Source organism: Bradyrhizobium sp. U531 (genome assembly GCF_051710265.1).
Lineage (GTDB): Bacteria > Pseudomonadota > Alphaproteobacteria > Rhizobiales > Xanthobacteraceae > Bradyrhizobium.
Genome location: NZ_JASVEN010000007.1, coordinates 115122 through 139884 on the forward strand (window position 1 = coordinate 115122; position 24763 = coordinate 139884).

Sequence of the window (24763 nt, forward strand, 5' to 3'; positions counted from 1 at the left end):
TTCGGTGACCTTGGAAGCGCTCAGGGGCTATTGGACAAGCCGCCTTTCCATTCCGCGGGTCCCTTTGTCTTGCGCGCCCAAAGCAACGCCAACGGACCCAACAGGATTCCGATCGCAAGCACGACGAACACCAGCAGCCAGCCATTCGCGCTCTGCGGACCGCCGGCGATGTCGAGCGCGACGCCGGTTCCCCACGCGCCGGCAGCTGACAAGCCGAAGCCGACCGTGGAATGCAGGGCCAGCGTTGCACCCCGATGCTCAGTGACGGCCGCGGCCGACATGCCTGCCGTCAACGCGCCCGAGTCCGCCGGTACCGTCAGGCCGTAGAGCATCAGCAGCAGCGCGAGCACCCATGCGGGTGCCGTTGCGTTGAGGCCGATGACGAGCGCGATGCAGGCAGACGCGATCATTACGATCGTGATGGCGCGATGCCGTCCGAACTTCAGGGCGGCCTCGTTGCCGAGGATGCTGGCGGGCATCGAGATCACCGCGAAGCAGAAGCTCATCAGCACGGGCGTCATCCAGGACGGCCCGCCTTGATGCGCAACGACGAAGGTCCAGAATCCGACCAGCCAGGTGCGAATGCCGTAGAGCTCGAAACAGTGCGCGCCGTAACCGAGGATGTAGCCGAGCGCGTCGCGATTGGCGAATACGGGTGCGAAATCCAGCAACCGTCCCGTCTTCGGGACAGGCCGCCGGCCCTCGATCAGGAGGCATGCAACAACCATCGCGATCGGGCCGATGCCGGTGACGTAGAACGCGGTCCGCCATCCCCAGCGATCGGCCAGGACTTGCGCAACCAGGAATGACAGTCCGACGCCGACCGAGAAGCTCGAAGTGTACAGCGTCACTGGTCGCGAGGTGTCACCAGCGGGCAATCGATCCGTCAACGCCTTCAGCCCCGGCATGTAGGCGCCGGCAAAGCCCAGGCCTGCGAGCGACCAGATGAGCGTGCCAGACCAGAACCCCTGCGCAAAGATGCCGAACGCGATGGTCGCAAGGCCGCTGACGATGGAGCCGCACAGCAGCACGATCCGCGCATCGATGCGATCGGTCAGCGTCGTCAGCACGGGGACGGCGAGCATGTAGCCGAACGCATAGCCGCTCGCCATCAGCCCGCCTTCGGCGGCGGACAGGCCCCACGCCGGCATCAGATGCTGCGCCAAATTCGCGGACAGCGTGACGTGCGGCAGCAAATTGCCGAGCTGGCCGATACACATCACCGCGATCAGCGGCCTCCCGCTCAAGCTCCGAATGCTCGCCTCCCCCTCGGATCCTATCTTGCCTGGTCTGCACGCAGAAACAGAAGCGCGAAAAACGCGGAGATCGAGGCCAGCGCACTGATCCATAGCGCACTGCTGCCAAGATGCTCCACCATGACCCCGAGTGCGAGTGGCGCGAGCGCGCCTGTGGCCCGGGACGGCATCGAGATCATGCCGACACGTCTGCCGAAGCCCGCCGGCCCGAACAGCGCCAAAGGAAGCGTGCCGCGGGCAATGGTGATGATGCCATTGCCTGCGCCATACAGCACCGTGAAAGTCGATGCGAGCACGGGGCCGCCCGCGACCAACGCAACCACGCCGATCGGATTCATCAGCATGGCGAGCCGGGCCGACAGCAGCGGGTGGAAGCGGCCGAGCCATCCGGCTTCCAGCAGGCGGGCACCGACCTGCGCGGGCCCGATCAGGGCGCCTGCGAGCAAGGCTTGCGCCGGCGTCGCGCCGAACGCAACCAGCATTGTCGGCAGAATGGCCGAGACACCCGAGCTGACGAAGCTTGCGGCCGCGAACATGTAAGCCAGCAGCAGCATCGCGAACGTCTCGCTCTGCCGTCCGGATATCTGGCCCCCGCCTGGATCCGGCCGCGGCTGCTGGTCCAACGGAACGGCGCGCGGCAGCGACAGATTGAGCGGCAGTGCCAGACAGATATGGATCGCCGCCCACACCCGGCAGGCGATGCGCCAGTCATACTCGGAGGCCAGCCACGTCGTGAGGGGCCAACCGAGCGTGCTGGCGAAACCCGCGATCAGGGTAATGCCGGTGATGGTCCGCCGCGCATTGCTGCCATAGATGCGCGCAAGCGTCGCGAACGCCGCTTCGTAGAGGCCCATGCCCATGCCGATACCGAGCAACACCCAGGCCGCAATCAGCACTGCAACGCCATGTGCCAGAGACAGGAGGAGCAAGCCTGCCACGAAGACGAGGTTCGAGACCGCAAGCAGACCACGCCCCCCGAACGTATCGATGGCATGTCCCACGCGCGGCCCGAGCAGGCCGGAGATGACGAGCGCACCCGACAGCGCGCCGAACACGTAGGTCGGCGCAAGACCGAGATCGCGCGCAATCGGCCCGGCCAGGATGGCAGGCAGATAATAGCTCGACGCCCACGCAATGGTCTGCGCGGTTCCGAGTGCGAAGACGATTGCGAGCGGACCGGTCCCCCGGCCCGCCGGGAACTTCGTCATGAGCAACCGCACCCCGCGCGACCTTCCGTCTTGGCCGTTTCATCGGCGGCACAGCAGGCCGACGGCTCCGCCTTCGCCGGACCGCCGCAGCATCCCGCGTCCGCCGCCTCGACACCGGCGCGGGTGCAGACGCCGGTCTCCGGCAGCACGAGCTCGACGCGCGCCGCGGCCTTCTTGTCGCCGGCGATATCGGCCGCGATCGAGCGGACCTGCTCGTATCCGGTCATCATCAGGAAGGTCGGCGCACGACCGTAGGACTTCATGCCGGCAAGGTAGAAGCCCGGCTCGTCGTGTGCGAGTTCGCGCGCTCCGTGCGGCCGAACCGTGCCGCAGCTATGCTCGTTGGGATCGATCAGCGGCGCGAGTGCGACTGGAGCCTCGATCGCCGGATCGAGCCGCAGCCGTAGCTCGGACAGGAACGAAAGATCGGGACGAAAGCCGGTGGAGACGATCAGCTGATCCGCCACCACGCTTTGCGCACCGCAGCCGCTGCCAGTCGAAATCCTGAGGCGGCCCTCGGAGTCAGACACATGCGTGACGCCGAAGCCTGTTTCGACCTTGATCTTCCCGGCGGCCACGAGCGCGGCGAAGGTCGAGCCCAACTCGCCGCGCGCGGCAAGCTTGTCATTGCGACCACCGCCGAACGCCTTTGCGGGATCGGCGCCGCGCAACAACCAGATCGCTTGGGTGGGCGGCCCCTCGGCCGCGAGCTGCACGAGATCGATCAAGGTGCCCACCGCGGAATGGCCGGCGCCGAGCACGGCAACGGTCTTGCCGGCATATCTGGCACGTTCAGTGCCCCGCACATCCGGCATGCCATAGGCAATGCGGTCGGCGCGGTCGCGCTCGCCGATCGCGGGCAAACCGTTGCTGCCAGCGGGATTGGGAGAGAACCACGTGCCTGACGCGTCGATGACGGCATCAGCGTGAAGCACCTCGGGGCCCTTGCCGTTCTGATAGCGGATTTCGAACGGCGCCTGCTCCCTGCCTTTGGTCTTCGCCTTGTCGAAGCCGGCGCGACTGATCGCCGTGACCCGGCTCGAGGTCCGGATCGTCTCGCCCAGCGGTGTGCGCGTTGCCAGCGGCGTGAGGTATCGCTCGATCAGCTCGCCTCCGGTCGGATAGGAGTGCGGGTCCGGCGAATTCCAGCCCGTCGGCGCGAGCAGCCGCGCCGCCGCCTTGTCGACATTGTATTCCCACGGCGAGAAAAGCTGGACATGCTGCCACTGACGGACTGCATGCGCGGCTTCGGGCCCAGCTTCGAGCACGACGGGAGCGAGTCCGCGTTCGAGCACGTGTGCCGCCGCGGCGAGGCCAACCGGCCCGGCTCCGATGATGGCGACCGTCTTGACGACTGGCTTGGCGTTCATTCCGCGTTCTCCCATATTTCTAGAATCATCGAATGATTGGACAAATGATTCACGCCGCCGTTTGCGCGCCCTTGCATCCCGCTTCGTCGGCACAACATTCCGCTGCCAGGAAATCGACCAGGCCCCGCATCGCGTCGAAATTGGCGTGGCAGATCAACGTCGTCGATTCCCTGACCTGACTGACGAGCCCGACTGCAACCAGGGTCTTGATGTGATGCGACAGCGTGGACGCGGGGACCTTCAACTTCTCCTGCAGACGGCCGACGGGCATGCCGGAATGTCCGGCCCGGACCAGCGCCCGGTAGATCTGAAGCCGGGTCTGGTTACCCAGGGCCTCCAAACGTTGAGCTGCATCGGCGATCTTCATGACCTCACGGTGCGCCCGCTCACACACCTTGTCAAACTATATTTCTAGAATATTCGAATTAGTGCGGCAGAATTGGAGTTGACGTCGCCCCTTTAGTTCCATAAATCTGGATATATGGAAACCGAAAAAGCCGTCCTCGCTCTCGCCGCATTGGCCCAATCGACCCGTCTGGAGGCATTCCAGACGCTGGTCAGGCACGAGCCCGACGGCCTTGCCGCGGGCGACCTCGCCCGCCTGCTGGAGGTGCCTCAGAACACGCTCTCCGCGCATCTGGCGATCCTGACCCGGGCGCGCCTCGTCTCCTCCGAGCGGCATGGCCGCTCGATCGTCTACCGCGCCAATCTCGACGAATTCCGTGACGTCACACTCTTCCTGCTGCGCGATTGCTGCGGCGGGCGACCGGAGGTCTGCAATCCCGTCGTCGAGACGTTGCAATCCTGCTGCACGCCGAAACGGAAGGAACGAAGCCGTGCCTGACCCCATCTACAACGTGCTGTTCCTGTGCACCGGTAATTCGGCACGATCCGTCCTGGCCGAGTCGATCCTTCGGAAAGACGGCGCCGGCCGCTTTCGCGCCTTCTCCGCCGGCAGCACGCCCAAGGGCGCGGTGCATCCACTCGCGTTGCGCACGCTCGAGAGTATGGATTACCCGGTCGACGGCATGCGTTCGAAGAGCTGGCTGGAATTTGCGGTTGCCAATGCGCCTGTGATGGATTTCGTCTTCACGGTTTGCGACAACGCCGCCGGCGAAGCTTGCCCGATCTGGCCGGGCCAGCCGATGACGGCACATTGGGGTATTGAAGACCCTGCTGCAGCCGAAGGTTCCGAATTGGAGAAGCAAGCGGCATTCGTCACTGCCTTCCGCTATCTCAAAAATCGGATCGATACCTTTGTGAACCTGCCGCTCAGGAGCATCGACAAGCTATCGCTCGGCACTCGGCTGCGCGAGATCGGCCGCTCCGACGGCGCGACGTCGGACAGAAACGACGTGGCTTGACGATGAGCATCTTCGAACGATACCTCACTTTGTGGGTTGCGCTCTGTATCGTCGCCGGCGTCGTGCTGGGTCACGTCATGCCCGGCTTCTTCGGCACGGTCGCGGCGGCCGAAGTGGCCAAGGTCAATTTGCCGGTCGCAGTGCTGATCTGGCTCATGATCGTGCCGATGCTGCTGAAGATCGACTTCGGCTCGCTCGGTCAGGTCCGGGAGCATTGGCGCGGCGTCGGTGTCACGCTTTTCATCAACTGGGCCGTGAAGCCCTTTTCGATGGCGCTGCTCGGTTCCTTCTTCATCGGCCACCTGTTCGCGCCGCTGCTGCCGGCCGGCCAGATTTCGTCCTACATCGCCGGCTTGATCCTGCTGGCGGCCGCGCCGTGCACCGCGATGGTGTTCGTGTGGTCCAATTTGTGCGAGGGCGAGCCTCACTACACGCTGAGCCAGGTCGCCCTGAACGACGTGATTATGGTGTTCCTCTTCGCGCCACTGGTAGGCCTGCTGCTCGGAGTTGCTTCGATCAGCGTTCCCTGGGGCACGCTGCTGCTCTCCGTCTTGCTCTACATCGTGGTTCCCGTGATCGTCGCGCAACTGTGGCGCAAGGTGCTGCTACGAAGCGGCGCGACCGGCTTCGATCGCGTCATGCGGGCGCTGCAGCCCCTGTCACTGGCTGCGCTTCTCGCGACGTTGGTGCTGCTATTCGGCTTTCAGGGCGAGCAGATCGTCCGGCAGCCGCTGGTCATCGCCATGCTCGCCGTGCCGATTCTCGTGCAGGTCTATCTCAATGCGGGCTTGGCGTACTGGCTGAGCCGGCGATTTGGCGTGGCTTGGTGCGTCGCAGCCCCAGCCGCCCTCATCGGCGCGAGCAACTTCTTCGAGCTCGCGGTCGCCGCCGCGATCAGCTTGTTCGGCCTGGACTCCGGCGCTGCGCTGGCAACCGTGGTCGGCGTGCTTGTCGAGGTCCCGGTGATGCTGTCCGTCGTCCGCATCGTCAAGGCGACAAGGGGCTGGTACGAGGCCGGTGCCAGCAGAGCTTCGACGGCCCTAGAAGCCCGTCAGTGAGGCACGGAGATCCGACCATGAGTGTCACGATCTATCACAACCCCGACTGTGGCACCTCGCGCAACACGCTTGCGATGATCCGGCAGAGCGGCGTCGAGCCCGTCGTCATCGAATATGTCAAGACGCCACCATCGCGCGAAAAGCTGAAAGAATTGATCGCAGCCATGGGAATAACCGTCCGCGCATTGCTGCGCGAGAAGGGTACGCCATACAAGGACCTCGGCCTCGGCGATCCCAAATGGTCCGACGATGAACTGATCAATCAGATGCTCGTGCATCCCATATTGATCAATCGCCCGATCGTGGTGACGACAAAGGGCGCGCGTTTGTGCCGCCCCTCCGAAGCGGTCGTCGATCTCCTCGACAACCCCGTCGGCCGTTTTGTGAAAGAGGACGGCGAGGTCGTGGAGGGGCGATAGCTGCCGCGCAGTGCGCGAGTGTCCGGTCAGGCCTTGCGTGTTCGCCCCGTCAGTGCACGCGGTGGCTCATACGATCGTCCTCGGCCTGCTCGACAATCTGCGCAATCGGGCTCGACTGGTGATGCACCAGTCGCCACTCGTCGCCGACGCGGCGGAAATGGTTGGCCGCGGCCAGGGCGGTGCCGTCGACGATCTCGATGCAGAGCACGCGGGCGCTGTCGCCGTCGACGATCGCCTGCGGTTCGGCGCAGACGATCTGCGGCCGCTCCGGGTTTTGCAGGATGTCGCGCCAGCTTCCGATCACGGTGGCGCGGCCGATAATGGCCGGCCAGCCCGGATGGATGCAGGAAATGCCGTCGTCGTCCGCCCACATCCGTTCCATGCCGGCAAAGTCGCCGGTCGAAAAGGCGGTGTAGAAGGCCGCGTTGGCGGCGATAACCTTGCTGTCCTTTGTCATGCTTCCCCGGTGCGGCAAGGACAGGCAAAAATCAAGCGCGACTTCCGTCCGAAATCGCGCTGAGATTTGGACTGCAGTGCAGCATGCCCACTCAGTGGTCAGGCCGAGACCAGCGTCTCCACCGCCCGCCGCGCGCCTTCTTTATAAAGACGGCCGAGCGCCGCGGTCACGGCCTCGCGCAGCCGCGGCTCGGCACCGAGCGGCCCGAACACTTTTTCGACCCCGAGCAGCGCCGGCGCCAGCCGCTCGGCGACGGGGCCGGCCTCGCGCGCCAATGCGGCGAACTCGCCGGCGAGGGGGTCGCGCACGTCGATGGCGCGGCCCTGTTCGTCCGTTGCGGCGACGTAGCGCATCCAACCGGCGACCGCGAGCGCATGCGTCGCGATCGGCAGGTCTTTGGCGAGGCGATCTTTCATCGCACCGAGCAGGCGCTGCGGCAGCTTTTGCGAGCCGTCCATCGCGATCTGCCAGGTGCGGTGATGCAGCGCCGGGTTGGAGAAGCGCGTGAGCAGCGAGGCCCGATAGGCAGCAAGGTCGGTGCCGGCGGGCATCGTCAGCGTCACCGCGGCGTCCTCCATCACCCGCGCGGCGAGGCGCGCGAAATGCGGATCCTGCATGGTGTCGGCGATGGTCTCATAGCCCGCGAGATAGCCGAGATAGGCCAGTGCCGAATGGCTGGCATTGAGCAGCCGCAGCTTCATCAGCTCGAACGGCTTGACGTCGGTAACGAGCTCCACACCGGCGGCGGCAAGATCGGGCCGGCCGGCCGTGAAACGATCCTCGACCACCCATTGCGTGAAGGGCTCGGTCATGACGGGCCAGGCGTCGCGCATCCCCAGCGCGTTCGCGACCGCCTCACGATCGGCGTCCGTCGTTTCAGGCACGATGCGGTCGACCATGGTGGAAGGAAAAGCGGCATTGTCCGCGATCCACTTGCCGAGTTCCCTCGAGCGAAGCGCGGCGAACTGCGTCACGATGCGCTGCACCGTGTGGCCGTTGGCGGCGAGATTATCGCAGCACAGCACGGTGAAGGGCGACAATCCCTGCGCGCGCCTTCGCGCCAGCGCGGCGACGATGAAGCCGGGCGCCGAGCGGGGCGCGTCGAAATTGTTCAGATCATGCACGACATCGGGATGCCGCTCGTCGAGATCGCCGGTCTGCGGCGTGTGGCAATAGCCCTTCTCGGTGACCGTCAGCGAGACGATGCGGGTCGCGGGATCGGCCATCCGCTCGACCAGCGCGGCCGGCTTCTCGCGCGCGACGACGCTGTCGAGCAGCGCGCCGATGACGCGATGCTCGGTGCCCTCGGCGGCGCGCACGGCGACCGTGTAGAGATGAGCCTGCGGGGCGAGCGCATCGCGCGTGTCGGGGCTGCGCAGGCTGGCGCCGATGATGCCCCAGGACGAGCTGCCCCTGGCAAGGCAGTCGTCGATGACGACGGCTTGATGTGCGCGATGAAAGGCGCCAAGGCCAAGATGCACGATGCCGGGCGTAAGGCGCGAGCGGTCATAGGCCGGGCGGCGAACGGCCGGCGGCAGCCGGTCGAGACCGGCCAAACCAAGACGTGCTGAACCAAGACGCGCTGAATCCGGGCGCATGGACGTCTCCCCTTTGCTTTGCCGCTGCTTGACATGGCGCCCTGATCAGGTCAATGCTCCGGTCAATTGGTAAGACCAATTTTCCAAAATTGGCGGGCCGCGGGCAGGTAAGGCCCCGCGCGACCCTTTCGGGAGGACCAGCGTGCCGCTGGAAGCTGTGGAGGCGAGACGGCTTTATCGCCAGGTCGCCGATCAATTGCGAAGCCTGATCGACAGCGGCGAGTACGCGGTCGGCAGCCGCTTGCCCACCGAGCGCGAGCTCGCCGAGCAGCTCAAGATCTCGCGGCCGACGGTGCGCGAAGCCCTGATCGCGCTCGAGGTCGAAGGGCGCCTTCGCATCCGCGTCGGCTCCGGCATTTATGTGATCGAGCCCGCGGCAATTGCCGCGCCCGCAGCCGCCTCCGTCATCGAGGGACCGTTCGAGCTGCTGCGCGCCCGCGAATTCCTGGAAAGTGCCATCGCCGAACAAGCCGCGCGCGTCGCGACGAAGGACGATATCGCCCGCATCGACGCCTCGCTGATCGCGATGGAGAATGTCGAGCATCCCGGCGAAGCCTCGATGGTGCACGACCGTGCCTTCCACGTCGCGATCGCCGGCAGTCTCGGCAACGCCGTCCTGGTGCGCGTGGTCGGCGAACTGTTCGACCAGCGCCTCAATCCGTATTTCGCCAAGCTCGCACATTACTTCGAAAGTCCCGGCACGTGGCGCACCGCGCTCGACGAGCATCGCGCCGTGCGCGACGCGATCGCGGCGCATGATCCCGATGCCGCACGCAAGGCGATGCGCGATCATCTGGCGCGATCCCAGGAGCGTTTCGCGCAGAACTTCGGCGCCGAGAGCGCGGCAGGACAGCCTTCGGGCCGGAGCAGGGCAGCGCGATCGCCGGCAAAACCATCGAAGCCGAAACCGGCATCGAAGACAAAACGTGCGACGGGCGGCGCCCGGCGATGAGATTGGGCGGCCCGCATCCGTTTCGGACGCGGGCGAACAAGAAGCAGACTTGAAAGATGGAGGAAAAGTCAGTGTTGAAGAAAATGACGATTGCCGCGGTGATGTCCGCGACCGCGCTGTTGGCTGCCACACAGGCCGGCATGGCGCAGACCAAGCTGAAATGGGCCCATGTCTACGAGACCTCCGAGCCGTTCCACACGGCGTCGGTGTGGGCCGCGCAGGAGATCGGCAAGCGCACCAACGGGCGCTATGCGATCGACGTCTATCCGGCATCGCAGCTCGGCAAGGAAGCCGATATCAACCAGGGCCTCTCGCTCGGCTCGGTCGACATCATCATCTCCGGCTCGAGCTTTGCGGCCAAGAGCTTCCCGCCGATCGGCGTGACCTACTATCCCTACACCTTCCGCGATGCCGACCATCTGCTCGCCTACACCAAGAGCGACATCTTCAAGGAGCTCGCCAAGGGCTATGAGGACAAGAGCGGCCACCACATCGTCGCGGTGACCTATTACGGCGTGCGCCAGACCTCGTCGAACAAGCCGATCAAGACCTGCGCCGACATGAAGGGCCTGAAGATGCGCGTGCCCGACGTGCCGGCCTATCTTGCGATGCCGCGCGCCTGCGGCGCCAACACCGCGCCGATCGCCTTCGCCGAAGTCTATCTCGCGCTCCAGAACGGCACCGTCGAGGCGCAGGAGAATCCGCTCACCACGATCGAGGCCAAGAAGTTCTACGAGGTGCAGAAGCACATCGTGCTGACCGGCCACATCGTCGATCACCTCAACACCGTGATCGCGGGCGCGCTGTGGAAGAAGCTGTCCGATGAGGACAAGAAGATCTTCACCGACGTGGCGCAGGAAGCCGCCGCCAAGGCCACCGGCGAGATCAAGCAGAACGAAGCCAAGCTGGTCGCCTTCTTCAAGGAGAAGGGCCTGTCCGTGACCGAGGTCGACAAGAACGAGTTCCGCGACACCGTGCTGAAGAACGTCGCGTTCGAGACCTTTGGCTATCGCAAGGCCGACTGGGAAAAGATCCAGGCGGTGAAATAACCACAGCCGTCATTCCGGGGCTCGCGAAGCGAGAACCCGGAATCTCGAGGTTCCGGGTTCGACGCTGACGCGTCGCCCCGGAACGACGTGAGTCAATCACGTGCAGCAAGTTTCAGGAGCAACCCCATGTCCACCGCCGAAATCCACCGGCAGATCACCGCGGACGAGATCGCCCATACCTTCGAGGAGGAGGCGACGCCGAAGGTCGATCTCGGCGTCTATGCTTTCGAGGACTGGGTGGCGCTCGCGATCTTCTGGGTGATGGCGCTTGCCGTCTTCCTGCAGTTCTTCACCCGCTATGTGCTCAACGACAGCTACGCCTGGACCGAGGAGATCGCGACCTATTGTCTGATCGGCGTGGTGTTCATCGGCGCCTCGATGTGCGTGCGGCTGTCGCGGCACATCCAGGTCGACCTGCTCTACCGTTATCTGCCGCAGCCCGTGGGGCGCGCGCTGTCGACCGTAATCGACCTGATCCGGATCGCCTTCTTCGGCTACGCCGTCAAGCTGGTTTGGGTCTACATCCAGATCATCGGCGACGAGCAGATGACCACGATCAATTTTCCCAAGAACTACGTCTATTACGCCGTGCTGCTCGGCTTCGTGCTGATGTTCCTGCGCTCGTTGCAGGCAGCGCTGCAACACTGGCGGCAGGGCTACTCGGTCCTCGAACGCCCCGGTGCCTACGACGGATCGGAGATCTGACATCATGCTGCTGTTGCTCGGAGGCTTTCTCATCCTGATGCTGCTCGGCGTTCCCGTGGCGATCGCCATGGCCGCGTCGTCGCTGCTCTACATCCTGGTCAGCGGCGTAACGCCTGACGTCACGCTGGCGCAGCGCATGATCGCCGGCGTCGAGAGCTTTCCTTTGCTCGCCGTGCCGTTCTTCATCCTGGCCGGCAACCTCATGAACATCGCCGGCGTCACCGGGCGCATCTACAAATTCGCCGTGGCGCTGGTGGGCTGGATGCGCGGCGGCCTCGGCCACGTCAACATCATCGGCTCGGTGATCTTCTCCGGCATGTCCGGCACCGCGATCGCGGACGCGGCCGGCCTCGGCACCATCGAGATCAAGGCGATGAAGGACCACGGCTACACCACCGAGTTCTCCGTCGGCGTCACCGCGGCCTCGGCGACGCTCGGGCCGATCATTCCGCCGTCGCTGCCCTTCGTGATCTACGGCATGATGGCGAACGTCTCGATCGGCGCGTTGTTCCTCGGCGGCGTCATCCCGGGCATCGTGCTGACGCTGTTCATGATGGCGACGGTCACCTACTTCGCGCACAAGAACAAATGGGGCAGCGACACGCCGTTCTCCTGGCCGCAGCTCGGTTCGGCCGGCCTCGAGATCCTGATCGTGCTCTCGTTCCCGATGGCGATCTGGCTGATGGTGCTGGCCGGCCTCTCGGTCAACGTCGCGGTCGTGATCGGTCTCGGCACGCTGCTGATCATCGACTGGTACTTCGACTTCTCGGCGGTGATGGCGCTGATGGCGCCGGTGATCCTGATCGGCGGCATGACGCTCGGCTGGTTCACACCGACCGAAGCGGCCGTCGCCGCCGTGATCTGGTCGCTGTTCCTCGGTCTCGTTCGCTACCGCACCATGACCTTGAAGACGGTGGCGAAGGCGACCTTCGACACCATCGAGACCACGGCCTCGGTGCTGTTCATCGTCACGGCCGCCTCGATCTTCGCCTGGCTGCTGACGGTATCGCAGGCCGCGCAGACCCTGTCGGACTGGATGCTCAGCGTCACCCACAACAAATGGGTGTTCCTGGCGCTCGCCAACGTCCTGATCCTGTTCGTCGGCTGCTTCATCGACACCACGGCGGCGATCACCATCCTGGTGCCGATCCTGCTGCCGATCGTGCTCAAGCTCGGCATCGACCCGATTCATTTCGGCTTGATCATGACGCTGAACCTGATGATCGGCCTCTTGCACCCGCCCTTGGGCATGGTGCTGTTCGTGCTCGCCCGCGTCGCAAAACTCTCGGTCGAGCGCACGACGGTGGCGATCCTGCCCTGGCTGGTGCCGCTGATGCTCGCGCTGATCGCGATCACCTACATCCCCGAACTGACCCTCTGGCTGCCTAAATACATGGGACTCTCCAAATGACCTCGACCGCTCTCGCCGCCACCCTGTTCGGTCCCGAAGATCTGCGCATGGTCGAGCATCCGCTCGACAGGCTCGCAGACGGCATGGTGCGCATCCGTTTCGGCGCCGGCGGCATCTGCGGCTCGGACATGCATTACTTCCGCCATGCCCGGACCGGTGATTTCGTGGTGAAGTCGCCGCTGGTGCTCGGCCACGAGATCTCCGGCGAGGTCGTGGAGATCGCGGGCTCCGCGGCCAATCTGAAGGTCGGCGACCGCGTCGCCGTCAATCCGTCGCGCTGGTGCGGCCATTGCACCGCCTGCCGCGAGGGCCGGCCGAACCTTTGCGAGAACATCTACTTCATGGGCTCGGCCTCGAAGACGCCGCACATGCAGGGCGGCTTTGCCAACTATTTCGATGCGATCCCGGCCCAGTGCGTGAAGATCCCGGATCACGTGTCCTATCAGGCGGCTGCGCTCGCGGAGCCGCTTTCCGTCTGCCTGCACGCGGTCGCGCGCGCCGGCAACATCGAAGGCAAGCGCGGCATCATCTTCGGCGCCGGCCCGATCGGGCTGCTGACCATGCTCGCCGCGCATCGCGGCGGTATGGCTGATATCACCGTCGCCGACATCGCGCCGGCCCCGCTCGCCTTCGCGACCCGGCTCGGCGCCTCGCATGTCGAGAACGTCTCGGGCGGTGAGGACGGACTGAAAGCGCAGGCCGCATCTCGGCCCTACGACGTCGCCTTCGAAGTCTCCGGCACGGCCGCGGGTCTTGCCAGCGCGATCGGCATCGTCAGGCGCGGCGGCGTGGTGGTGCAGATCGGCAATCTGCCGGGCGGCCAGATCCCGACGCCGTCGAATGCGGTGATGGCCAAGGAGATCGACCTGCGCGGCTCGTTCCGTTTCGGCCTCGAGTTCATGACCGCGGTGGAGCTGATTTCGGCCGGCAGCGTCGACGTGCTGTCGCTGGTCACCGCCGAGCGTCCGCTCTCCACCGCGCCCGATGCGCTGCGGTTGGCGCTTGACCGCTCGCAGAGCGTCAAGGTCGTGCTGACCGCCAACTGATCGGAGACGATTCATGATGCTCGAAGGTTGGCGCTGGTACGGGCCCGATGATCCGGTCTCGCTCGACGATGTCAGGCAGGCCGGGGCGAGCGATATCGTCTCGGCGCTGCATCAGGTGCCGATCGGCGAGGCCTGGACACGCAAGGCGGTCGAGGAGCGCAAGAACTTCATCGAGAACGGCCAGCCCGGCCGCTCGCAGCTGACCTGGTCGGTGGTGGAGTCGATTCCGATCCCCGACGACGTCAAGCGTCTCGGGGGCAAGGCGACGAAGTCGATCGAGGCCTGGATCGCCAGCATGGAGGCGGTTGCCTCCGCCGGCATCAAGATCATCTGCTACAATTTCATGCCCGTGGTCGATTGGTGCCGCACCGATCTGGAGTGGGAGCTGCCGAATGGCGCCCGTGCCATGCGCTTCGACCAGGACCGCTTTGCCGCCTTCGAGCTGCACATCCTGAAGCGTCCGGCCGCCGTGCAGGAATATTCGCCCGAGCAGCAGGCGCGCGCGAAAGCCCTGTTCGAGAAGATGAGCCAGGCCGACATCGACTATCTCGTCATGGTCATCGCCAGCGCGCTGCCTGGCTCGACCACCGAGCCGATGACGATCCCGCAATTCCGGGACCGGCTGGAGACCTATCGCGACATCTCGCCAAAGATACTGCGGCAGCATCTCGCGGAATTCCTCGCGCAGGTCACGCCCGTTGCCGAGCAGCTCGGCGTGTCCCTGACCCTGCATCCGGACGATCCGCCGCGGCCGCTGTTCGGGCTGCCGCGCATTGCCTCCTCCGCCGACGACTATCAGGCACTGTTCGACGCCGTGCCGTCCAAGGCCAACGGCATCTGCCTGTGCACCGGCTCGCTCGGCGCGCGGGCGGAGAACAATCTGCCTGAGATGGCCGAGCGCTTCGGTCCGCGCGTCGCCTTCGCGCATCTGCGCGCGACCAAGCGCGAGGCCGACGGGCTGTCGTTCTACGAGTCCGATCATCTCGACGGCGACGTCGACATGGTCGCGGTGCTCAAGGCGCTGCTGAAGGAGAACGCTAAGCGCGCACCGGGCAAGCAAATCGTGTTCCGTCCCGATCACGGTCACCGCATGCTCGACGATCTCGCCGCGACCAAGCGCACCAACCCCGGCTACACCGCCATCGGCCGCCTCCGCGGCCTCGCCGAACTCCGCGGCGCGATCAGGGCGATCGAGCATCGGTAGGGCACAGCTCTCTCCACATCGTCATTGCGAGCGTAGCGAAGCAATCCAGAATCCCTCCGCGGAAAGACTCTGGATTGCTTCGCTGCGCTCGCAATGACGTGGAGAGAGCGGGGCCGATGCTTCTACGGCGTCATGGCCGGGACAAGCCCCGGGCATGACGCCCGCATCCGGGAGCGGGAGTGTTGCTTCGCCCGCTCAATAACACGCGTCCATCGCGCCGAGCTTCGGATAGAGCTTGTCGATCGCGGCGATCTCGCCGTGCATCTGCGCGATGATCCAGTCGCGGATCTCGGCGGCGATCGGGCGCATCGCCCGGTTGCGCGGCGGCAGGAATTCGCAGATGCGGCGCGTTGTGGTGAGCCGGTCGGAGGCCGGCACCAGCGCGCCGGTCAAGAGCCAGTGCGAGGCGACCGTCAGCCAGCCGAGCGCGATGCCCTGGCCGAGCAGGGCGGCCTGCACCACGACGGCATAGTCAGTGAAGCTTAGCCCTTTGGCCGCACCGCGGCGGCCGGTGAGGAGCGACGCATAATCCGCCGCCCAGTCGCCCGGCGTCTCGGCGAGGCGGATGATGGTGTTGCCCTCGGCACGATCGGTTTCGCCGAGATAGGAGGGGCTGCACATCGGCAGCATGACCTCCTTCATCACCAGCGTGCCGCCGGATGACGGCTCCTCGCGGTCGCGAAAGCGCATGCCGAGGTCGACATTCTCCACCGGGCCGCGCAGCGCGCCGGAGATCAGCTGGAAGCGCAGATCCACCTGCGGGAATTGCTTCTGCAGCTTGTCGATGCGCGGCATCAGCCAATGCGTGGTGAAGGCGGAGGAGACCGACAGCGTCACCGTCTCGGTGCCCTTGCGGCGCCGCTCGATCTCGACGAGGCCGCTCTCGATGCTGCGAAAGCCGTCGAGCACGCGGCGATAGAGCAGCTCGCCTTCCTCGGTCAGCACCGCGCGACCCGCCTTGCGGTCGAACAGGCGAACGCCGAGATGCTCCTCGAACTGGCCGAGCATGCGGCTCACCGCCGGTTGCGTGACGTTCAGCTCGGCGGCCGCAGCCGTGAAGCTGCCATTGCGTGCCGCTGCGTCGAAGACGAACAGGGCGTTACTCGAGGGCAGCATCCGTCGCAGCTCAGGCATAACGCCATGTTATGAGCCGGGTGAGAATTTGGCAATTGCCGGATTTTGCCAAGTCTGTTGTCATTGGCATCACAGCCTAAAGACAGGGTGATCGGGAGAAGATTTGGTGCAGCGCACGCTGCGCCGCTGAAAGCTCCCAAATGCTGTCTATAAAGCAGGCTTATGGCGCGCAGTGAGGCACGCCATTGCAGGGACGGGCGAGGTCGATCCGTTGGACAAACGAGCGGAAAGCGTCGAGATCAGGTCCGCGAGCAAGGCGTATGGCGCCGTTCGCGCTCTCGACGACGTTTCGCTTAGTGTCGGCGCCGGCGAGTTCGTCTCGCTGCTCGGCCCCTCCGGATCGGGCAAGACCACGCTGCTCGGTATCTTGGGCGGATTCATCCTGCCGTCCGCGGGCACGATCCTGTTCGGCGGCCGCGACGTCACCTACATGCCGCCGCACAAGCGCGACATCGGCGTTGTCTTCCAGAACTACGCGCTGTTTCCGCATATGAGCGTCGGCGAGAACGTCGCCTTTCCCCTGCGTGCGCGGCGGCTGCCGAAAGCAAGCTGGCCCGACAAGGTACGCGCGGCGCTCGGCATGGTTGGGCTCGCCGGCTACGAGGATCGCGGCATCGCGCAACTCTCCGGCGGCCAGCGCCAGCGCGTCGCGCTGGCGCGCGCCATGATCTTCGAGCCGCGGCTGATCCTGATGGACGAGCCGCTCTCGGCGCTCGACAAGCAGCTGCGCGAATCCATGCAGATCGAGTTGCGCGCGCTGCACAAGCGCATCCAGGCTACCATCATCTACGTCACCCACGACCAGCGCGAGGCGCTGACCATGAGCGACCGCGTCGCGGTGATGAAGGACGGCCGCCTGATCCAGATCGACGTGCCCGAGCGGCTGCACGACCATCCCGCCGATTCCTTCGTCGCGAGCTTCATCGGCGAGGCGACCATGCTTCCCGTGCGCCGGGTCGATGCCTCCAGCGTCGCGCTCGGCAATGAGCTCTTGCGCAGCGCCCGCGTCATTCCGGACGGCGATGCCCTGATGCTCGCCGTCCACAGCGAAAAGCTCCTGATCGACGACGACGCGCAGGATATCGGCTGCAACCGGCTGACCGGCACGATTACCGACATCGTCTATCAGGGCGAAAGCCTGCGCATCTTCCTGGCGCTCGAAGGCGGGGTCGCGCTCAGCCTGCGCCAGCCGAGCTACCACCAGGCTTACAGCCGCATCCCGCCGCTCGGCGGCCGCCTCACCGTCACCCTTCACCCCGAGGACACCATCGTCGTGCCCAGGGTGGACTGAAAAGGGTGAACTGAACCAAAACCTGACCAACCGAAAGAAGAAACCGACATGTCGACCCAAGCCGCGTTCAGCAACTTCAAGGTTCTCACCTTCGACGTCGTCGGCACCTTGATCGATTTCGAGACCGGGGTGATCGACGCGGTGCGCAAGATCTCGGGCAAGACGTCTTCCGAGCTCAGCGACGATCAGATCTTCGAGCCCTACAAGCGCGGCCGCGACAAGCACTATGAACGCTCCAGCGAAGCGATGTTCCACGTCTACCGCCATCTCGCCAAGGAGCTGGGACTGCCTGCCGACGACGCCGCGTGCGACATGTTCCAGCTCGCGGTGTTGCGCTGGGGGCCGTTCGCGGATTCGGTCGAGGCGCTCAAGCGTCTGCGCACGAAATTCCGGCTGGTCGCGATGACCAATGCCGATCGCGTCGCGCTCTCCGCTTACGCGCACGCGCTCGGCAATCCCTTCGACGACACCGTCTGCGCCGACGACACCGGCGTGGCGAAGCCCAATCCCGAGTTCTTCGCCTACAACAAGGGGCGCCAATCCGCCTTCGGCTACAAGCAGTCCGACATCCTGCACGTCGCGCAGAGCCAGTACCACGACATCGGGATCGCGCGGAAGCTCGGCTACAAGGTGTGCTGGATCGAGCGCCGCCAGGGCATCGCGGGGTTCGGCGGCACGCCGGCGGTGGAGACGCTGACCAAGCCGGACTTCCATTACCCGACGCTGAAGGCGCTGGCGGACGCGGCGATCGGACCGGCGGCCTGATTGGTGAGCATGAGCATGACACGGGACTGGAGCGCCTTGCCATCGGTCAATTCGCTGTGGGAAGCCACGGCGGAGCCGGCGCGCGACTTTCCCGTGCTGTCGGGCGAGCAGCAGGCGGACGTGGTGATCATCGGTGCCGGCTATACCGGCCTGTCTGCCGCGCACCATCTCGCCAAGAGCGGCCTTGCGCCCATCGTACTCGAGGCCAACCGCCCCGGCTGGGGTGCGAGCGGCCGCAACGGCGGTGTCATCACCGCGAAATTCCGCCTGTCCTTCCGCGAGGTCGACGCCGCCCACGGCCGCGCCATGGCGAAGCGCATGTACGAGATCGCGCATGAATCGACCGACATGGTCGAGGAGCTGGTCTCCGAATACGGTATCGCCGGCGCACACCTCGTGCGCACCGGCCAGGTCAAGGCCGCGCATAACGAGACCACGCTCCGGGCCGCGATCGACGAAGCCAACTGGATGACGCGCGAGATGGGTTCGGCCGAGGTCCGCATCCTCGACAAGGATGGCGTGCGTGAGGAGACCGGCTCGGACATCTTCGTCGGCGGCGTGCTCAATCCAGGCTCGGGCGGCATCCATCCCCTGAACTATCTGCGCGGTCTCGCCAAGGGCGTGGCTGGCCGCGGCGTGCCGATTTTCCAGGAATCCCCGGTCGTCAAGCTGCGGCGCGAGAAGGACGGCATCGTCGCCGAGACGCCGCAAGGCGCGGTGCGCGCGAGGCAGGCGATCATCGCCACCAACAGCTATTCCGATCTCACCAGCGCCACCGCGCATCTGCAGCGCACGCTGATCCCGTTCCGCAGCGCCATGGTCGCGACCGAGCAGCTGCCGCGCAATCTTGCGGGGAAGCTGATGCCGTCGGGGCGCACCTACACCGAGACCAAACGCATGATGCGCTGGTTCCGCATGGTCGACAACCGCGTCATCTTCGGCGGCCGCGGCGCGTTCGGCAAAGAGGACTCGCAGGCCGCGTTCGATGCCCTGCGCAAGGCCATGGTTGGCATCTTCCCCGATCTTGCCGATATCCCGCTCGCCTACCAATGGTCCGGCCTCGTCGCGATGACGCTGGACTCGGTGCCGCATATCGGCCGGCTCGACGACCGCACGCTGGTTTCGCTCGGCTACAACGGCGCCGGCGTTGCGATGTCGAGCCTGATGGGCCGCTATCTCGCCGCCTTCGCGCGCGGCGAGACGCCCGACGTCGGCCTGCTCGATATCGCCCGCATGAAGACGATCCCGTTCTATCCGCTGCGCGAGCCCGCCGTGCGCATGGTCGCGGGCTGGTACCAGTTTCTCGATGCGATCGGCCAGTGAGATTGATTTGGAGGAGGTGAGGATGACGATGACGCAGAAGTTTGGATTGGGCTGCACCCTGTTGGGCGCGATCGGACTGGCCAGCGCGGCGCAGGCCGCCGAGCAGATCACCTTCGTCTCGCAGGGCGGCGCCTATCAGCAGGCGCAGACAGTGGCGATCCTCGATCCCTCCGCCAAGAAGCTCGGCATCACCATCAACCAGGATTCAATTCCCGACGCCTGGCCCGCGATCAAGACGCAGGTCGGCAGCGGCAAGCCGATCTGGGACGTGGTCGACACGCCGACCGGAAACTGCCTGCGCGGCGGCGAGCAGGGGCTGATCGAGAAGCTCGATTTCTCGAAGATTCCGAACGGTGCGGCGATGCCCGAGGCTTATCGCAGCCCTTATTCGGTCTCCTACGAGTTCTATTCGAGCGTGCTGGCCTACAGCCAGAAGACCTTCCCGAAGGACGCGCCGAACAGCTGGGCCGATTTCTGGGACGTGAAGAAATTCCCCGGACGCCGCGCGCTGCGCAACCATCCGTTCGCAACGCTCGAGGCCGCGCTGATGGCCGACGGCGTCGCGCCGGACAAGCTCTATCCGCTCGACGTCGACCGCGCCTTCAAGAAGCTGGAGGAGATCAAGCCGCACGTCACGGTGTGGTGGACCTCGGGCGCGCAATCGGCGCAGCTCCTCAATGACGGCGAAGTCGACATGGAGATGGCCTGGAACGGCCGCGTCAGCGCCGTCGCCAAGGAAGGCGCCAAGGTGTCCTTCACCTACAACCAGGGCATCCTGCAGAGCACCTCGCTCTGCATCCTCAAGGGTGCGCCGAACCTCGCCACGGCGGTGAAATTCCTCAACGAGGCCGTTGATCCCGTGCACCAGGCCAATTTGCCGCTCCAGATCGATTACGGCCCGGGCAATCCCAAGGCGTTCGAGACCAACGTGATCAAGCCCGAGCGCGCCGCGCAACTGCCGAGCGAGCCGGCCAACGCCGCCAAGCAGGCGCTGATGTCCTACGCCTGGTGGTCCTCGCCCGCGGGCGAAGCCGCCGAAAAGCGCTGGGCCTCGTTCATGCAGAAGTAGGCGGGATCAGCCTTGGCGACATCCATGCCAGATACCTCGCAAAAACATCAGCGCCGTGAGCATGCGCTGATGCTGGCCTTGGTGTCGCCGGCGCTGCTGGTGATCCTGGCTCTGATCGTGCTGCCGGTCGGCTGGCTCGCCTGGCAGTCGATCTATCACGACGGCTTCACGCTGGAGAACTACCGCCGCATCTTCACGGAGGACATCTATTGGCGCAGCTTCGCGCTGACCTTCGAGATCAGCCTCGCGGTCACCGTGATCGCGCTGCTGCTCGGCTATCCCGTCGCCTACCTCGCCAACTCCGTGCCGAAGGGCTGGAGCATCCTGATCCTGTCGCTGGTCGTGCTGCCGTTCTGGACGTCAGTGCTGGTGCGTGCCTATGCCTGGCTGGCGCTGCTCCAGCGCACCGGGGTGATCAACCAGTTCCTGCGCTATCTCGACGTCATCTCCGAGCCGCTGGCGCTGGTCCACAACACCTTCGGCACGGTGGTCGCGACCGTGCACATCCTGCTGCCCTTCATGGTGCTGCCGCTCTATGCGACCATGCAGAAGATCCCCGGAGATCTCATGCAGGCAGGCGCCAGCCTGGGCGCGAGCCCGTCGCTGACCTTTTTCCGCGTGTTCCTGCCGCTGTCGCTGCCCGGCGTGCTCGCTGGCTGCACCATGGTGTTCGTGCTCTGCCTCGGCTTCTACATTACGCCCGAATTGCTCGGCGGCGGCCGTACCGTGATGGTCTCGATGCTGGTGAGCCGCAATGTCGAGCTCTACAACCAGTTCGGCGCCGCCAGCGCCGTCGCGGTGGTGCTGCTCCTCGGTGTGCTCGCGATCTTCTTCGTCGTCAGCCGCTTCATCTCGCTCGATCGCGTGCTGGGGCAGAAATGATGCGCGTCTCGCCCGCCCGGATCGCCCTCTACGTGATCAGCGCACTGGTGCTGGTCTATCTGATCCTTCCCGTCCTGATCATCGCGCCGATCTCATTCTCCAGCGCGCGCTTTTTGACCTTCCCGCCGCCGTCGTTCTCGACGCGCTGGTATCAGCAATATTTCTCCAATAACGCCTGGATGCAGGCAACCTGGGTAACGCTGACGGTCTCGCTGCTGACCGTGGTGATAGCAACGCCGTGCGGCGTGGCCGCCGCCTACGCCATCAGCCAGTCGAAGCTGCGCATCATGCGCGCGATCCACATGGCGCTGCTGCTGCCGCTGGTGGTGCCGATCATCATCACCGCGGTCGGCATCTTCTTCGTCTATGCCAAGGTCGGCCTGGTCGCGACCATGCCCGGCCTCGTGCTGGCGAACGTGATGCTGGGCCTGCCCTATGTCGTGATCTCCGTGCTGGCGGGGCTGCAGAGCTTCGATCCCGCGCAGGAGATGGTGGCGCGCAGCCTCGGCATGAACCGCCTGCGCAGCTTCTTTGCGGTGACGCTGCCGCAGATCAAGTCCAGCGTGACCGCCGGCGGCATCTTTGCCTTCATCTCGGCGATGGACGAGACCATCGTCGCGCTATTCATCTCCGGCGGGCAGTATCAGCCCTTGACCAAGCGCATGTTCACCGCGCTCCGCGATGAGATCGACCCGACCATCGCTGCGATCTCGACCCTGATGACGGCGGCGTCGTTCATGCTGGTGCTGCTGGCAAGCACGCGGCAGAAGAGGAGCGGGTGAGGCGCTGTCGCGGCACTCTCGGTGTCATCGCCCGCGAAGGCGGGCGATCCAGTATTCCGAGGCGGTTGTGAGTCTTCGATGGGCTGCGGCGTACTGGATTCCCCGCCTTCGCGGGGAATGACAGTCTTGTTCGCGGCGCGCTGCCGTAGCCCGGATGAGCGCAGCGATATCCGGGACAGAAGTCCCCGCATGTCGCTTCGCTCATGCGGGCTACGAGACCTGCTTCGCCCCCAGCCACGCCAAGATCATCTCCACGATCTGCGTCCGGCTCTTTGCCAGGACCTTCGGCTCGCTCAGATCCCGGTCGAACAGCGCGCCGAAAGTGTGGCGGTTGGCGACGCGGAAGAAGCAGTAGGAGGAGATGGCAAGGTGCAAATCGATGGCGTCGACGTCGTCGCGGAAGGCGCCTTCGGCACGGCCGCGTTTCAGGATGCCGTCGAGGGTCGCGATCACGCTGGCGTTGAGCTGGCGCAACTGCAAATTCTGCTTCAAATGCTTGCCGTGGTGGATGTTCTCGATCGAGACGAGGCGGATGAAGTTCGGGTTGCGCTCGTCGTGGTCGAAGGTCGCCTCGATCAGCCGGCGCAGGCCCTCGCGGGCGTCGCAGCTTGCGATGTCGAGTTGGTCCTCCAGCGCGCGGATGCTGCGATAGGCCTCTTCGAGCACCGCGAGGTAGAGCTGCTCCTTGCCGCCGAAATAGTAATAGATCATGCGCTTGGACGTGCGCGTCCGCGCCGCGATCGCATCGACGCGCGCGCCCGAATAGCCTTCCGAGGCGAATTCGGCCATCGCCACTTCGAGGATGTCGCGCTTGGTGCGTTCCGGGTCGTTGGTGCGCTTCGATGGAGGCGGCATGCGCTCGAGCATTACTGTTTCTCCCGCCAGTTTCCATGGATCACCTTGAAGGTGAAGGCAAATTTGGCCCTTCCGGGTACCCATCCAACGCGTATTGCATAAACGTACTAGTTCGTACATTATGATCCCGAACCAAGCTTGCGGCAATCAAAACCAGAAAACGCGCGAGGCGGACCGCCTGACGCGAACCGCACGGGACACACGGGGAGGAGATTCTGATGACGTTGACGTCAACCGCGCCACTGCGCGCGACATCCGATGCGCAAGCCACGCCGGACAAGCTGCCCAAGCGCGCCGCGCTGGTCAGCTTCGTCGGCAGCATGCTCGAATACTACGACTTCTTCATCTATGGCACCGCCGCGGCGCTGATCTTTCCAAAGGTCTTCTTTGCCAATGTCGATCCCGGCACGGCGACGCTGCTCGCACTGCTGTCCTTCGGCATCGGCTACATCGCCCGGCCCGTCGGCGCCGTCATCCTCGGCCATTTCGGCGACCGCATCGGCCGCAAGACGGTGCTGCTGTTCACGCTCGTTCTGATGGGCGGCTCGACGCTTGCGATCGGGCTGTTGCCGGATGCGAAATCGATCGGCAACGCCGCGCCTGTCATCCTGACGCTGCTGCGCCTGCTGCAGGGCCTCTCCGCCGCCGGCGAGCAGAGCGGGGCGAACTCGCTGACGCTAGAGCATTCCGCCAATTCCAACCGGGCCTTCTTCACGAGCTGGACCCTGAGCGGCACTCAGGCCGGCGCGATCCTGGCGACGCTGGTGTTCATCCCGGTCTCGAGCCTGCCGGAAGACCAGCTCCTGAGCTGGGGCTGGCGCGTTCCGTTCCTACTGTCCTTCTTCGTGCTGGTCGTCGCCTATCTGGTGCGGCGGACCATGCCGGAAACCCCCGTGTTCGAGGACATCAAGGACAAGGCGCAGGTCGCGCGCTTCCCGGTGGTCGCGCTGCTGAGCGACTACTGGCCCGACGTGCTGCGCGTCATCGTCTGTGCGCTGATCGCGACCGTCAGCACCATGACGGCCGTGTTCGCGCTCGGCTATGCGACCTCAAAGTTCGGCGTCGCGCGTCCGACCATGCTATGGGCCGGCGTGCTCGGCAACGTCACCGCGCTGATCACCCAGCCGCTGTGGGCGCTGCTTGCCGACAAGATCGGGCGCAAGCCGGTGTTCATCGGCGGTGTGCTCGGCTGCGCCGTGCTCGTGTTCCCCTATTTCATGCTGGTGACCTCAGGCCATACGCCGGCGATTTTCGCCGCGGCGATGATTCTCTCGGGCATCGTCTACGCCGCGCCGAACGCGATCTGGCCGTCGTTCTATGCCGAGATGTTCGAAGCACGTGTGCGCTATTCCGGCACCGCGATCGGCACCCAGCTCGGCTTCCTCGCCGCCGGCTTCACGCCGCTGGTGAGCGCGAGCCTGGTCGGCGAGGGACCGCGGGGGTGGATTCCGGTCGCGATCTTCGTCGCCTCTTGCTGCGTGATCTCGGCAGCGGCCGCGGCCACCGCGCGCGAAACCCATACCGTCGACATCGCCGATCTCGGCAAGCGGCGTAGTTAAGAGCAG

The 24763-nt window shown here is 65.2% G+C and carries 25 protein-coding genes; 17 read left to right on the forward strand and 8 right to left on the reverse strand.

The genetic code is table 11. The annotated features are described in order from the left end of the window. Positions 1-20 precede the first annotated feature (20 nt). From QRQ56_RS28000 to QRQ56_RS28015, 4 genes are read right to left on the reverse strand one after another with little or no spacing between them, the layout of a single operon-like run. Positions 21-1220 carry an MFS transporter gene (locus QRQ56_RS28000; RefSeq protein ID WP_438744608.1) on the reverse strand — a complete coding sequence of 400 codons (1200 nt, stop codon included), beginning with the start codon at positions 1218-1220 and terminating at the stop codon, positions 21-23. A gap of 56 nt (positions 1221-1276) precedes the next feature. After that, positions 1277-2464: an MFS transporter gene (locus QRQ56_RS28005; protein ID WP_438744412.1), complete on the reverse strand. Its 1188-nt coding sequence runs from the start codon at positions 2462-2464 to the stop codon at positions 1277-1279. Continuing rightward, on the reverse strand, positions 2461-3834 hold the full coding sequence (locus QRQ56_RS28010) for an NAD(P)-binding domain-containing protein (protein ID WP_438744413.1): 1374 nt from the start codon (positions 3832-3834) through the stop codon (positions 2461-2463). Before QRQ56_RS28010 ends, QRQ56_RS28005 begins: the two co-directional genes overlap by 4 nt. Positions 3835-3883: 49 nt before the next feature. Beyond that, positions 3884-4201, reverse strand: a complete 318-nt coding sequence (locus tag QRQ56_RS28015; protein WP_438744414.1) for an ArsR/SmtB family transcription factor — start codon at positions 4199-4201, stop codon at positions 3884-3886. 114 nt (positions 4202-4315) lie between these two features. Between QRQ56_RS28015 and QRQ56_RS28020 the strand changes: the two genes are divergently transcribed. From QRQ56_RS28020 to arsC, 4 genes are read left to right on the forward strand one after another with little or no spacing between them, the layout of a single operon-like run. Further along, positions 4316-4678: an ArsR/SmtB family transcription factor gene (locus QRQ56_RS28020; RefSeq protein WP_438744415.1), complete on the forward strand. Its 363-nt coding sequence runs from the start codon at positions 4316-4318 to the stop codon at positions 4676-4678. Then, positions 4671-5198, forward strand: a complete 528-nt coding sequence (locus tag QRQ56_RS28025) for an arsenate reductase ArsC (RefSeq protein ID WP_438744416.1) — start codon at positions 4671-4673, stop codon at positions 5196-5198. Before QRQ56_RS28020 ends, QRQ56_RS28025 begins: the two co-directional genes overlap by 8 nt. A gap of 2 nt (positions 5199-5200) precedes the next feature. Beyond that, complete coding sequence (arsB, locus tag QRQ56_RS28030; RefSeq protein ID WP_438744417.1) at positions 5201-6256, forward strand: ACR3 family arsenite efflux transporter; 1056 nt, start codon at positions 5201-5203, stop codon at positions 6254-6256. A gap of 17 nt (positions 6257-6273) precedes the next feature. Continuing rightward, positions 6274-6675: an arsenate reductase (glutaredoxin) gene (gene arsC, locus QRQ56_RS28035; protein ID WP_438744418.1), complete on the forward strand. Its 402-nt coding sequence runs from the start codon at positions 6274-6276 to the stop codon at positions 6673-6675. 49 nt (positions 6676-6724) lie between these two features. Here the strand turns inward: arsC and QRQ56_RS28040 are convergent, their stop codons facing one another. Together QRQ56_RS28040 and QRQ56_RS28045 are read right to left on the reverse strand one after the other, a co-directional pair. Continuing rightward, positions 6725-7132 carry a nuclear transport factor 2 family protein gene (locus tag QRQ56_RS28040; protein ID WP_438744419.1) on the reverse strand — a complete coding sequence of 136 codons (408 nt, stop codon included), beginning with the start codon at positions 7130-7132 and terminating at the stop codon, positions 6725-6727. A gap of 98 nt (positions 7133-7230) precedes the next feature. Further along, positions 7231-8730, reverse strand: coding sequence for a mannitol dehydrogenase family protein (locus QRQ56_RS28045; RefSeq protein WP_438744420.1), 1500 nt, complete (start codon positions 8728-8730; stop codon positions 7231-7233). A gap of 142 nt (positions 8731-8872) precedes the next feature. On the opposite strand from QRQ56_RS28045, the gene QRQ56_RS28050 reads away from it, so the two are divergent. The 6 genes from QRQ56_RS28050 (at position 8873) to uxuA (ending at position 15097) form a co-directional block, all read left to right on the forward strand. Further along, positions 8873-9682: a FadR/GntR family transcriptional regulator gene (locus QRQ56_RS28050; protein WP_438744421.1), complete on the forward strand. Its 810-nt coding sequence runs from the start codon at positions 8873-8875 to the stop codon at positions 9680-9682. 83 nt (positions 9683-9765) lie between these two features. Next, on the forward strand, positions 9766-10731 hold the full coding sequence (locus tag QRQ56_RS28055) for a sialic acid TRAP transporter substrate-binding protein SiaP (protein WP_438744609.1): 966 nt from the start codon (positions 9766-9768) through the stop codon (positions 10729-10731). 126 nt (positions 10732-10857) lie between these two features. Further along, positions 10858-11436: a TRAP transporter small permease gene (locus QRQ56_RS28060; RefSeq protein WP_438744422.1), complete on the forward strand. Its 579-nt coding sequence runs from the start codon at positions 10858-10860 to the stop codon at positions 11434-11436. Positions 11437-11440: 4 nt separating this feature from the next. Continuing rightward, complete coding sequence (locus QRQ56_RS28065; RefSeq protein ID WP_438744423.1) at positions 11441-12847, forward strand: TRAP transporter large permease; 1407 nt, start codon at positions 11441-11443, stop codon at positions 12845-12847. After that, a complete protein-coding gene (locus QRQ56_RS28070) occupies positions 12844-13893 on the forward strand; it encodes an L-idonate 5-dehydrogenase (protein ID WP_438744424.1) in 1050 nt (349 codons plus the stop codon). Before QRQ56_RS28065 ends, QRQ56_RS28070 begins: the two co-directional genes overlap by 4 nt. Positions 13894-13906: 13 nt before the next feature. Further along, positions 13907-15097: a mannonate dehydratase gene (uxuA, locus tag QRQ56_RS28075; RefSeq protein WP_438744425.1), complete on the forward strand. Its 1191-nt coding sequence runs from the start codon at positions 13907-13909 to the stop codon at positions 15095-15097. A gap of 195 nt (positions 15098-15292) precedes the next feature. On the opposite strand, the gene QRQ56_RS28080 is transcribed toward uxuA, so the two are convergent. Further along, positions 15293-16231, reverse strand: a complete 939-nt coding sequence (locus QRQ56_RS28080; RefSeq protein ID WP_438744426.1) for a LysR family transcriptional regulator — start codon at positions 16229-16231, stop codon at positions 15293-15295. A gap of 211 nt (positions 16232-16442) precedes the next feature. On the opposite strand from QRQ56_RS28080, the gene QRQ56_RS28085 reads away from it, so the two are divergent. The 6 genes from QRQ56_RS28085 to QRQ56_RS28110 are packed head-to-tail and all read left to right on the forward strand — an operon-like array spanning position 16443 to position 22343. Further along, a complete protein-coding gene (locus QRQ56_RS28085) occupies positions 16443-17522 on the forward strand; it encodes an ABC transporter ATP-binding protein (protein ID WP_438744427.1) in 1080 nt (359 codons plus the stop codon). A gap of 48 nt (positions 17523-17570) precedes the next feature. Further along, entirely contained in the window at positions 17571-18287 is a 717-nt protein-coding gene (locus QRQ56_RS28090; RefSeq protein ID WP_438744428.1) for an HAD family hydrolase, read from the forward strand. Positions 18288-18302: 15 nt separating this feature from the next. Then, positions 18303-19610, forward strand: coding sequence for an NAD(P)/FAD-dependent oxidoreductase (locus QRQ56_RS28095; RefSeq protein ID WP_438744610.1), 1308 nt, complete (start codon positions 18303-18305; stop codon positions 19608-19610). 22 nt (positions 19611-19632) lie between these two features. Continuing rightward, on the forward strand, positions 19633-20679 hold the full coding sequence (locus tag QRQ56_RS28100) for an ABC transporter substrate-binding protein (RefSeq protein ID WP_438744429.1): 1047 nt from the start codon (positions 19633-19635) through the stop codon (positions 20677-20679). A 24-nt stretch (positions 20680-20703) separates the two neighbouring features. After that, positions 20704-21561, forward strand: a complete 858-nt coding sequence (locus tag QRQ56_RS28105) for an ABC transporter permease (RefSeq protein WP_438744430.1) — start codon at positions 20704-20706, stop codon at positions 21559-21561. After that, on the forward strand, positions 21558-22343 hold the full coding sequence (locus QRQ56_RS28110) for an ABC transporter permease (RefSeq protein WP_438744431.1): 786 nt from the start codon (positions 21558-21560) through the stop codon (positions 22341-22343). Before QRQ56_RS28105 ends, QRQ56_RS28110 begins: the two co-directional genes overlap by 4 nt. A gap of 210 nt (positions 22344-22553) precedes the next feature. Here the strand turns inward: QRQ56_RS28110 and QRQ56_RS28115 are convergent, their stop codons facing one another. Further along, positions 22554-23210 carry a TetR/AcrR family transcriptional regulator gene (locus QRQ56_RS28115; RefSeq protein ID WP_438744432.1) on the reverse strand — a complete coding sequence of 219 codons (657 nt, stop codon included), beginning with the start codon at positions 23208-23210 and terminating at the stop codon, positions 22554-22556. A 206-nt stretch (positions 23211-23416) separates the two neighbouring features. Between QRQ56_RS28115 and QRQ56_RS28120 the strand changes: the two genes are divergently transcribed. Beyond that, the gene (locus tag QRQ56_RS28120) at positions 23417-24757 is read left to right on the forward strand and encodes an MFS transporter (protein ID WP_438744433.1); all 1341 of its coding nucleotides are present in this window, start codon (positions 23417-23419) and stop codon (positions 24755-24757) included. Positions 24758-24763 lie beyond the last annotated feature (6 nt).

What these genes read in the sequence shown, in the direction of transcription:
- QRQ56_RS28110 (WP_438744431.1), top strand. Translation starts at nt 21,558, where the DNA reads ATGATGCGCGTCTCGCCCGCCCGGATCGCCCTCTACGTGATCAGCGCA.
- QRQ56_RS28005 (WP_438744412.1), bottom strand. Translation starts at nt 2,464, where the DNA reads ATGACGAAGTTCCCGGCGGGCCGGGGGACCGGTCCGCTCGCAATCGTC.
- QRQ56_RS28060 (WP_438744422.1), top strand. Translation starts at nt 10,858, where the DNA reads ATGTCCACCGCCGAAATCCACCGGCAGATCACCGCGGACGAGATCGCC.
- QRQ56_RS28065 (WP_438744423.1), top strand. Translation starts at nt 11,441, where the DNA reads ATGCTGCTGTTGCTCGGAGGCTTTCTCATCCTGATGCTGCTCGGCGTT.
- QRQ56_RS28020 (WP_438744415.1), top strand. Translation starts at nt 4,316, where the DNA reads ATGGAAACCGAAAAAGCCGTCCTCGCTCTCGCCGCATTGGCCCAATCG.
- QRQ56_RS28010 (WP_438744413.1), bottom strand. Translation starts at nt 3,834, where the DNA reads ATGAACGCCAAGCCAGTCGTCAAGACGGTCGCCATCATCGGAGCCGGG.
- QRQ56_RS28000 (WP_438744608.1), bottom strand. Translation starts at nt 1,220, where the DNA reads ATGTGTATCGGCCAGCTCGGCAATTTGCTGCCGCACGTCACGCTGTCC.
- QRQ56_RS28090 (WP_438744428.1), top strand. Translation starts at nt 17,571, where the DNA reads ATGTCGACCCAAGCCGCGTTCAGCAACTTCAAGGTTCTCACCTTCGAC.
- arsC (WP_438744418.1), top strand. Translation starts at nt 6,274, where the DNA reads ATGAGTGTCACGATCTATCACAACCCCGACTGTGGCACCTCGCGCAAC.
- QRQ56_RS28015 (WP_438744414.1), bottom strand. Translation starts at nt 4,201, where the DNA reads ATGAAGATCGCCGATGCAGCTCAACGTTTGGAGGCCCTGGGTAACCAG.
- arsB (WP_438744417.1), top strand. Translation starts at nt 5,201, where the DNA reads ATGAGCATCTTCGAACGATACCTCACTTTGTGGGTTGCGCTCTGTATC.
- QRQ56_RS28040 (WP_438744419.1), bottom strand. Translation starts at nt 7,132, where the DNA reads ATGACAAAGGACAGCAAGGTTATCGCCGCCAACGCGGCCTTCTACACC.
- QRQ56_RS28055 (WP_438744609.1), top strand. Translation starts at nt 9,766, where the DNA reads ATGACGATTGCCGCGGTGATGTCCGCGACCGCGCTGTTGGCTGCCACA.
- QRQ56_RS28100 (WP_438744429.1), top strand. Translation starts at nt 19,633, where the DNA reads ATGACGATGACGCAGAAGTTTGGATTGGGCTGCACCCTGTTGGGCGCG.
- QRQ56_RS28120 (WP_438744433.1), top strand. Translation starts at nt 23,417, where the DNA reads ATGACGTTGACGTCAACCGCGCCACTGCGCGCGACATCCGATGCGCAA.
- QRQ56_RS28095 (WP_438744610.1), top strand. Translation starts at nt 18,303, where the DNA reads ATGACACGGGACTGGAGCGCCTTGCCATCGGTCAATTCGCTGTGGGAA.
- QRQ56_RS28105 (WP_438744430.1), top strand. Translation starts at nt 20,704, where the DNA reads ATGCCAGATACCTCGCAAAAACATCAGCGCCGTGAGCATGCGCTGATG.
- uxuA (WP_438744425.1), top strand. Translation starts at nt 13,907, where the DNA reads ATGATGCTCGAAGGTTGGCGCTGGTACGGGCCCGATGATCCGGTCTCG.
- QRQ56_RS28070 (WP_438744424.1), top strand. Translation starts at nt 12,844, where the DNA reads ATGACCTCGACCGCTCTCGCCGCCACCCTGTTCGGTCCCGAAGATCTG.
- QRQ56_RS28080 (WP_438744426.1), bottom strand. Translation starts at nt 16,231, where the DNA reads ATGCCTGAGCTGCGACGGATGCTGCCCTCGAGTAACGCCCTGTTCGTC.
- QRQ56_RS28115 (WP_438744432.1), bottom strand. Translation starts at nt 23,210, where the DNA reads ATGCTCGAGCGCATGCCGCCTCCATCGAAGCGCACCAACGACCCGGAA.
- QRQ56_RS28045 (WP_438744420.1), bottom strand. Translation starts at nt 8,730, where the DNA reads ATGCGCCCGGATTCAGCGCGTCTTGGTTCAGCACGTCTTGGTTTGGCC.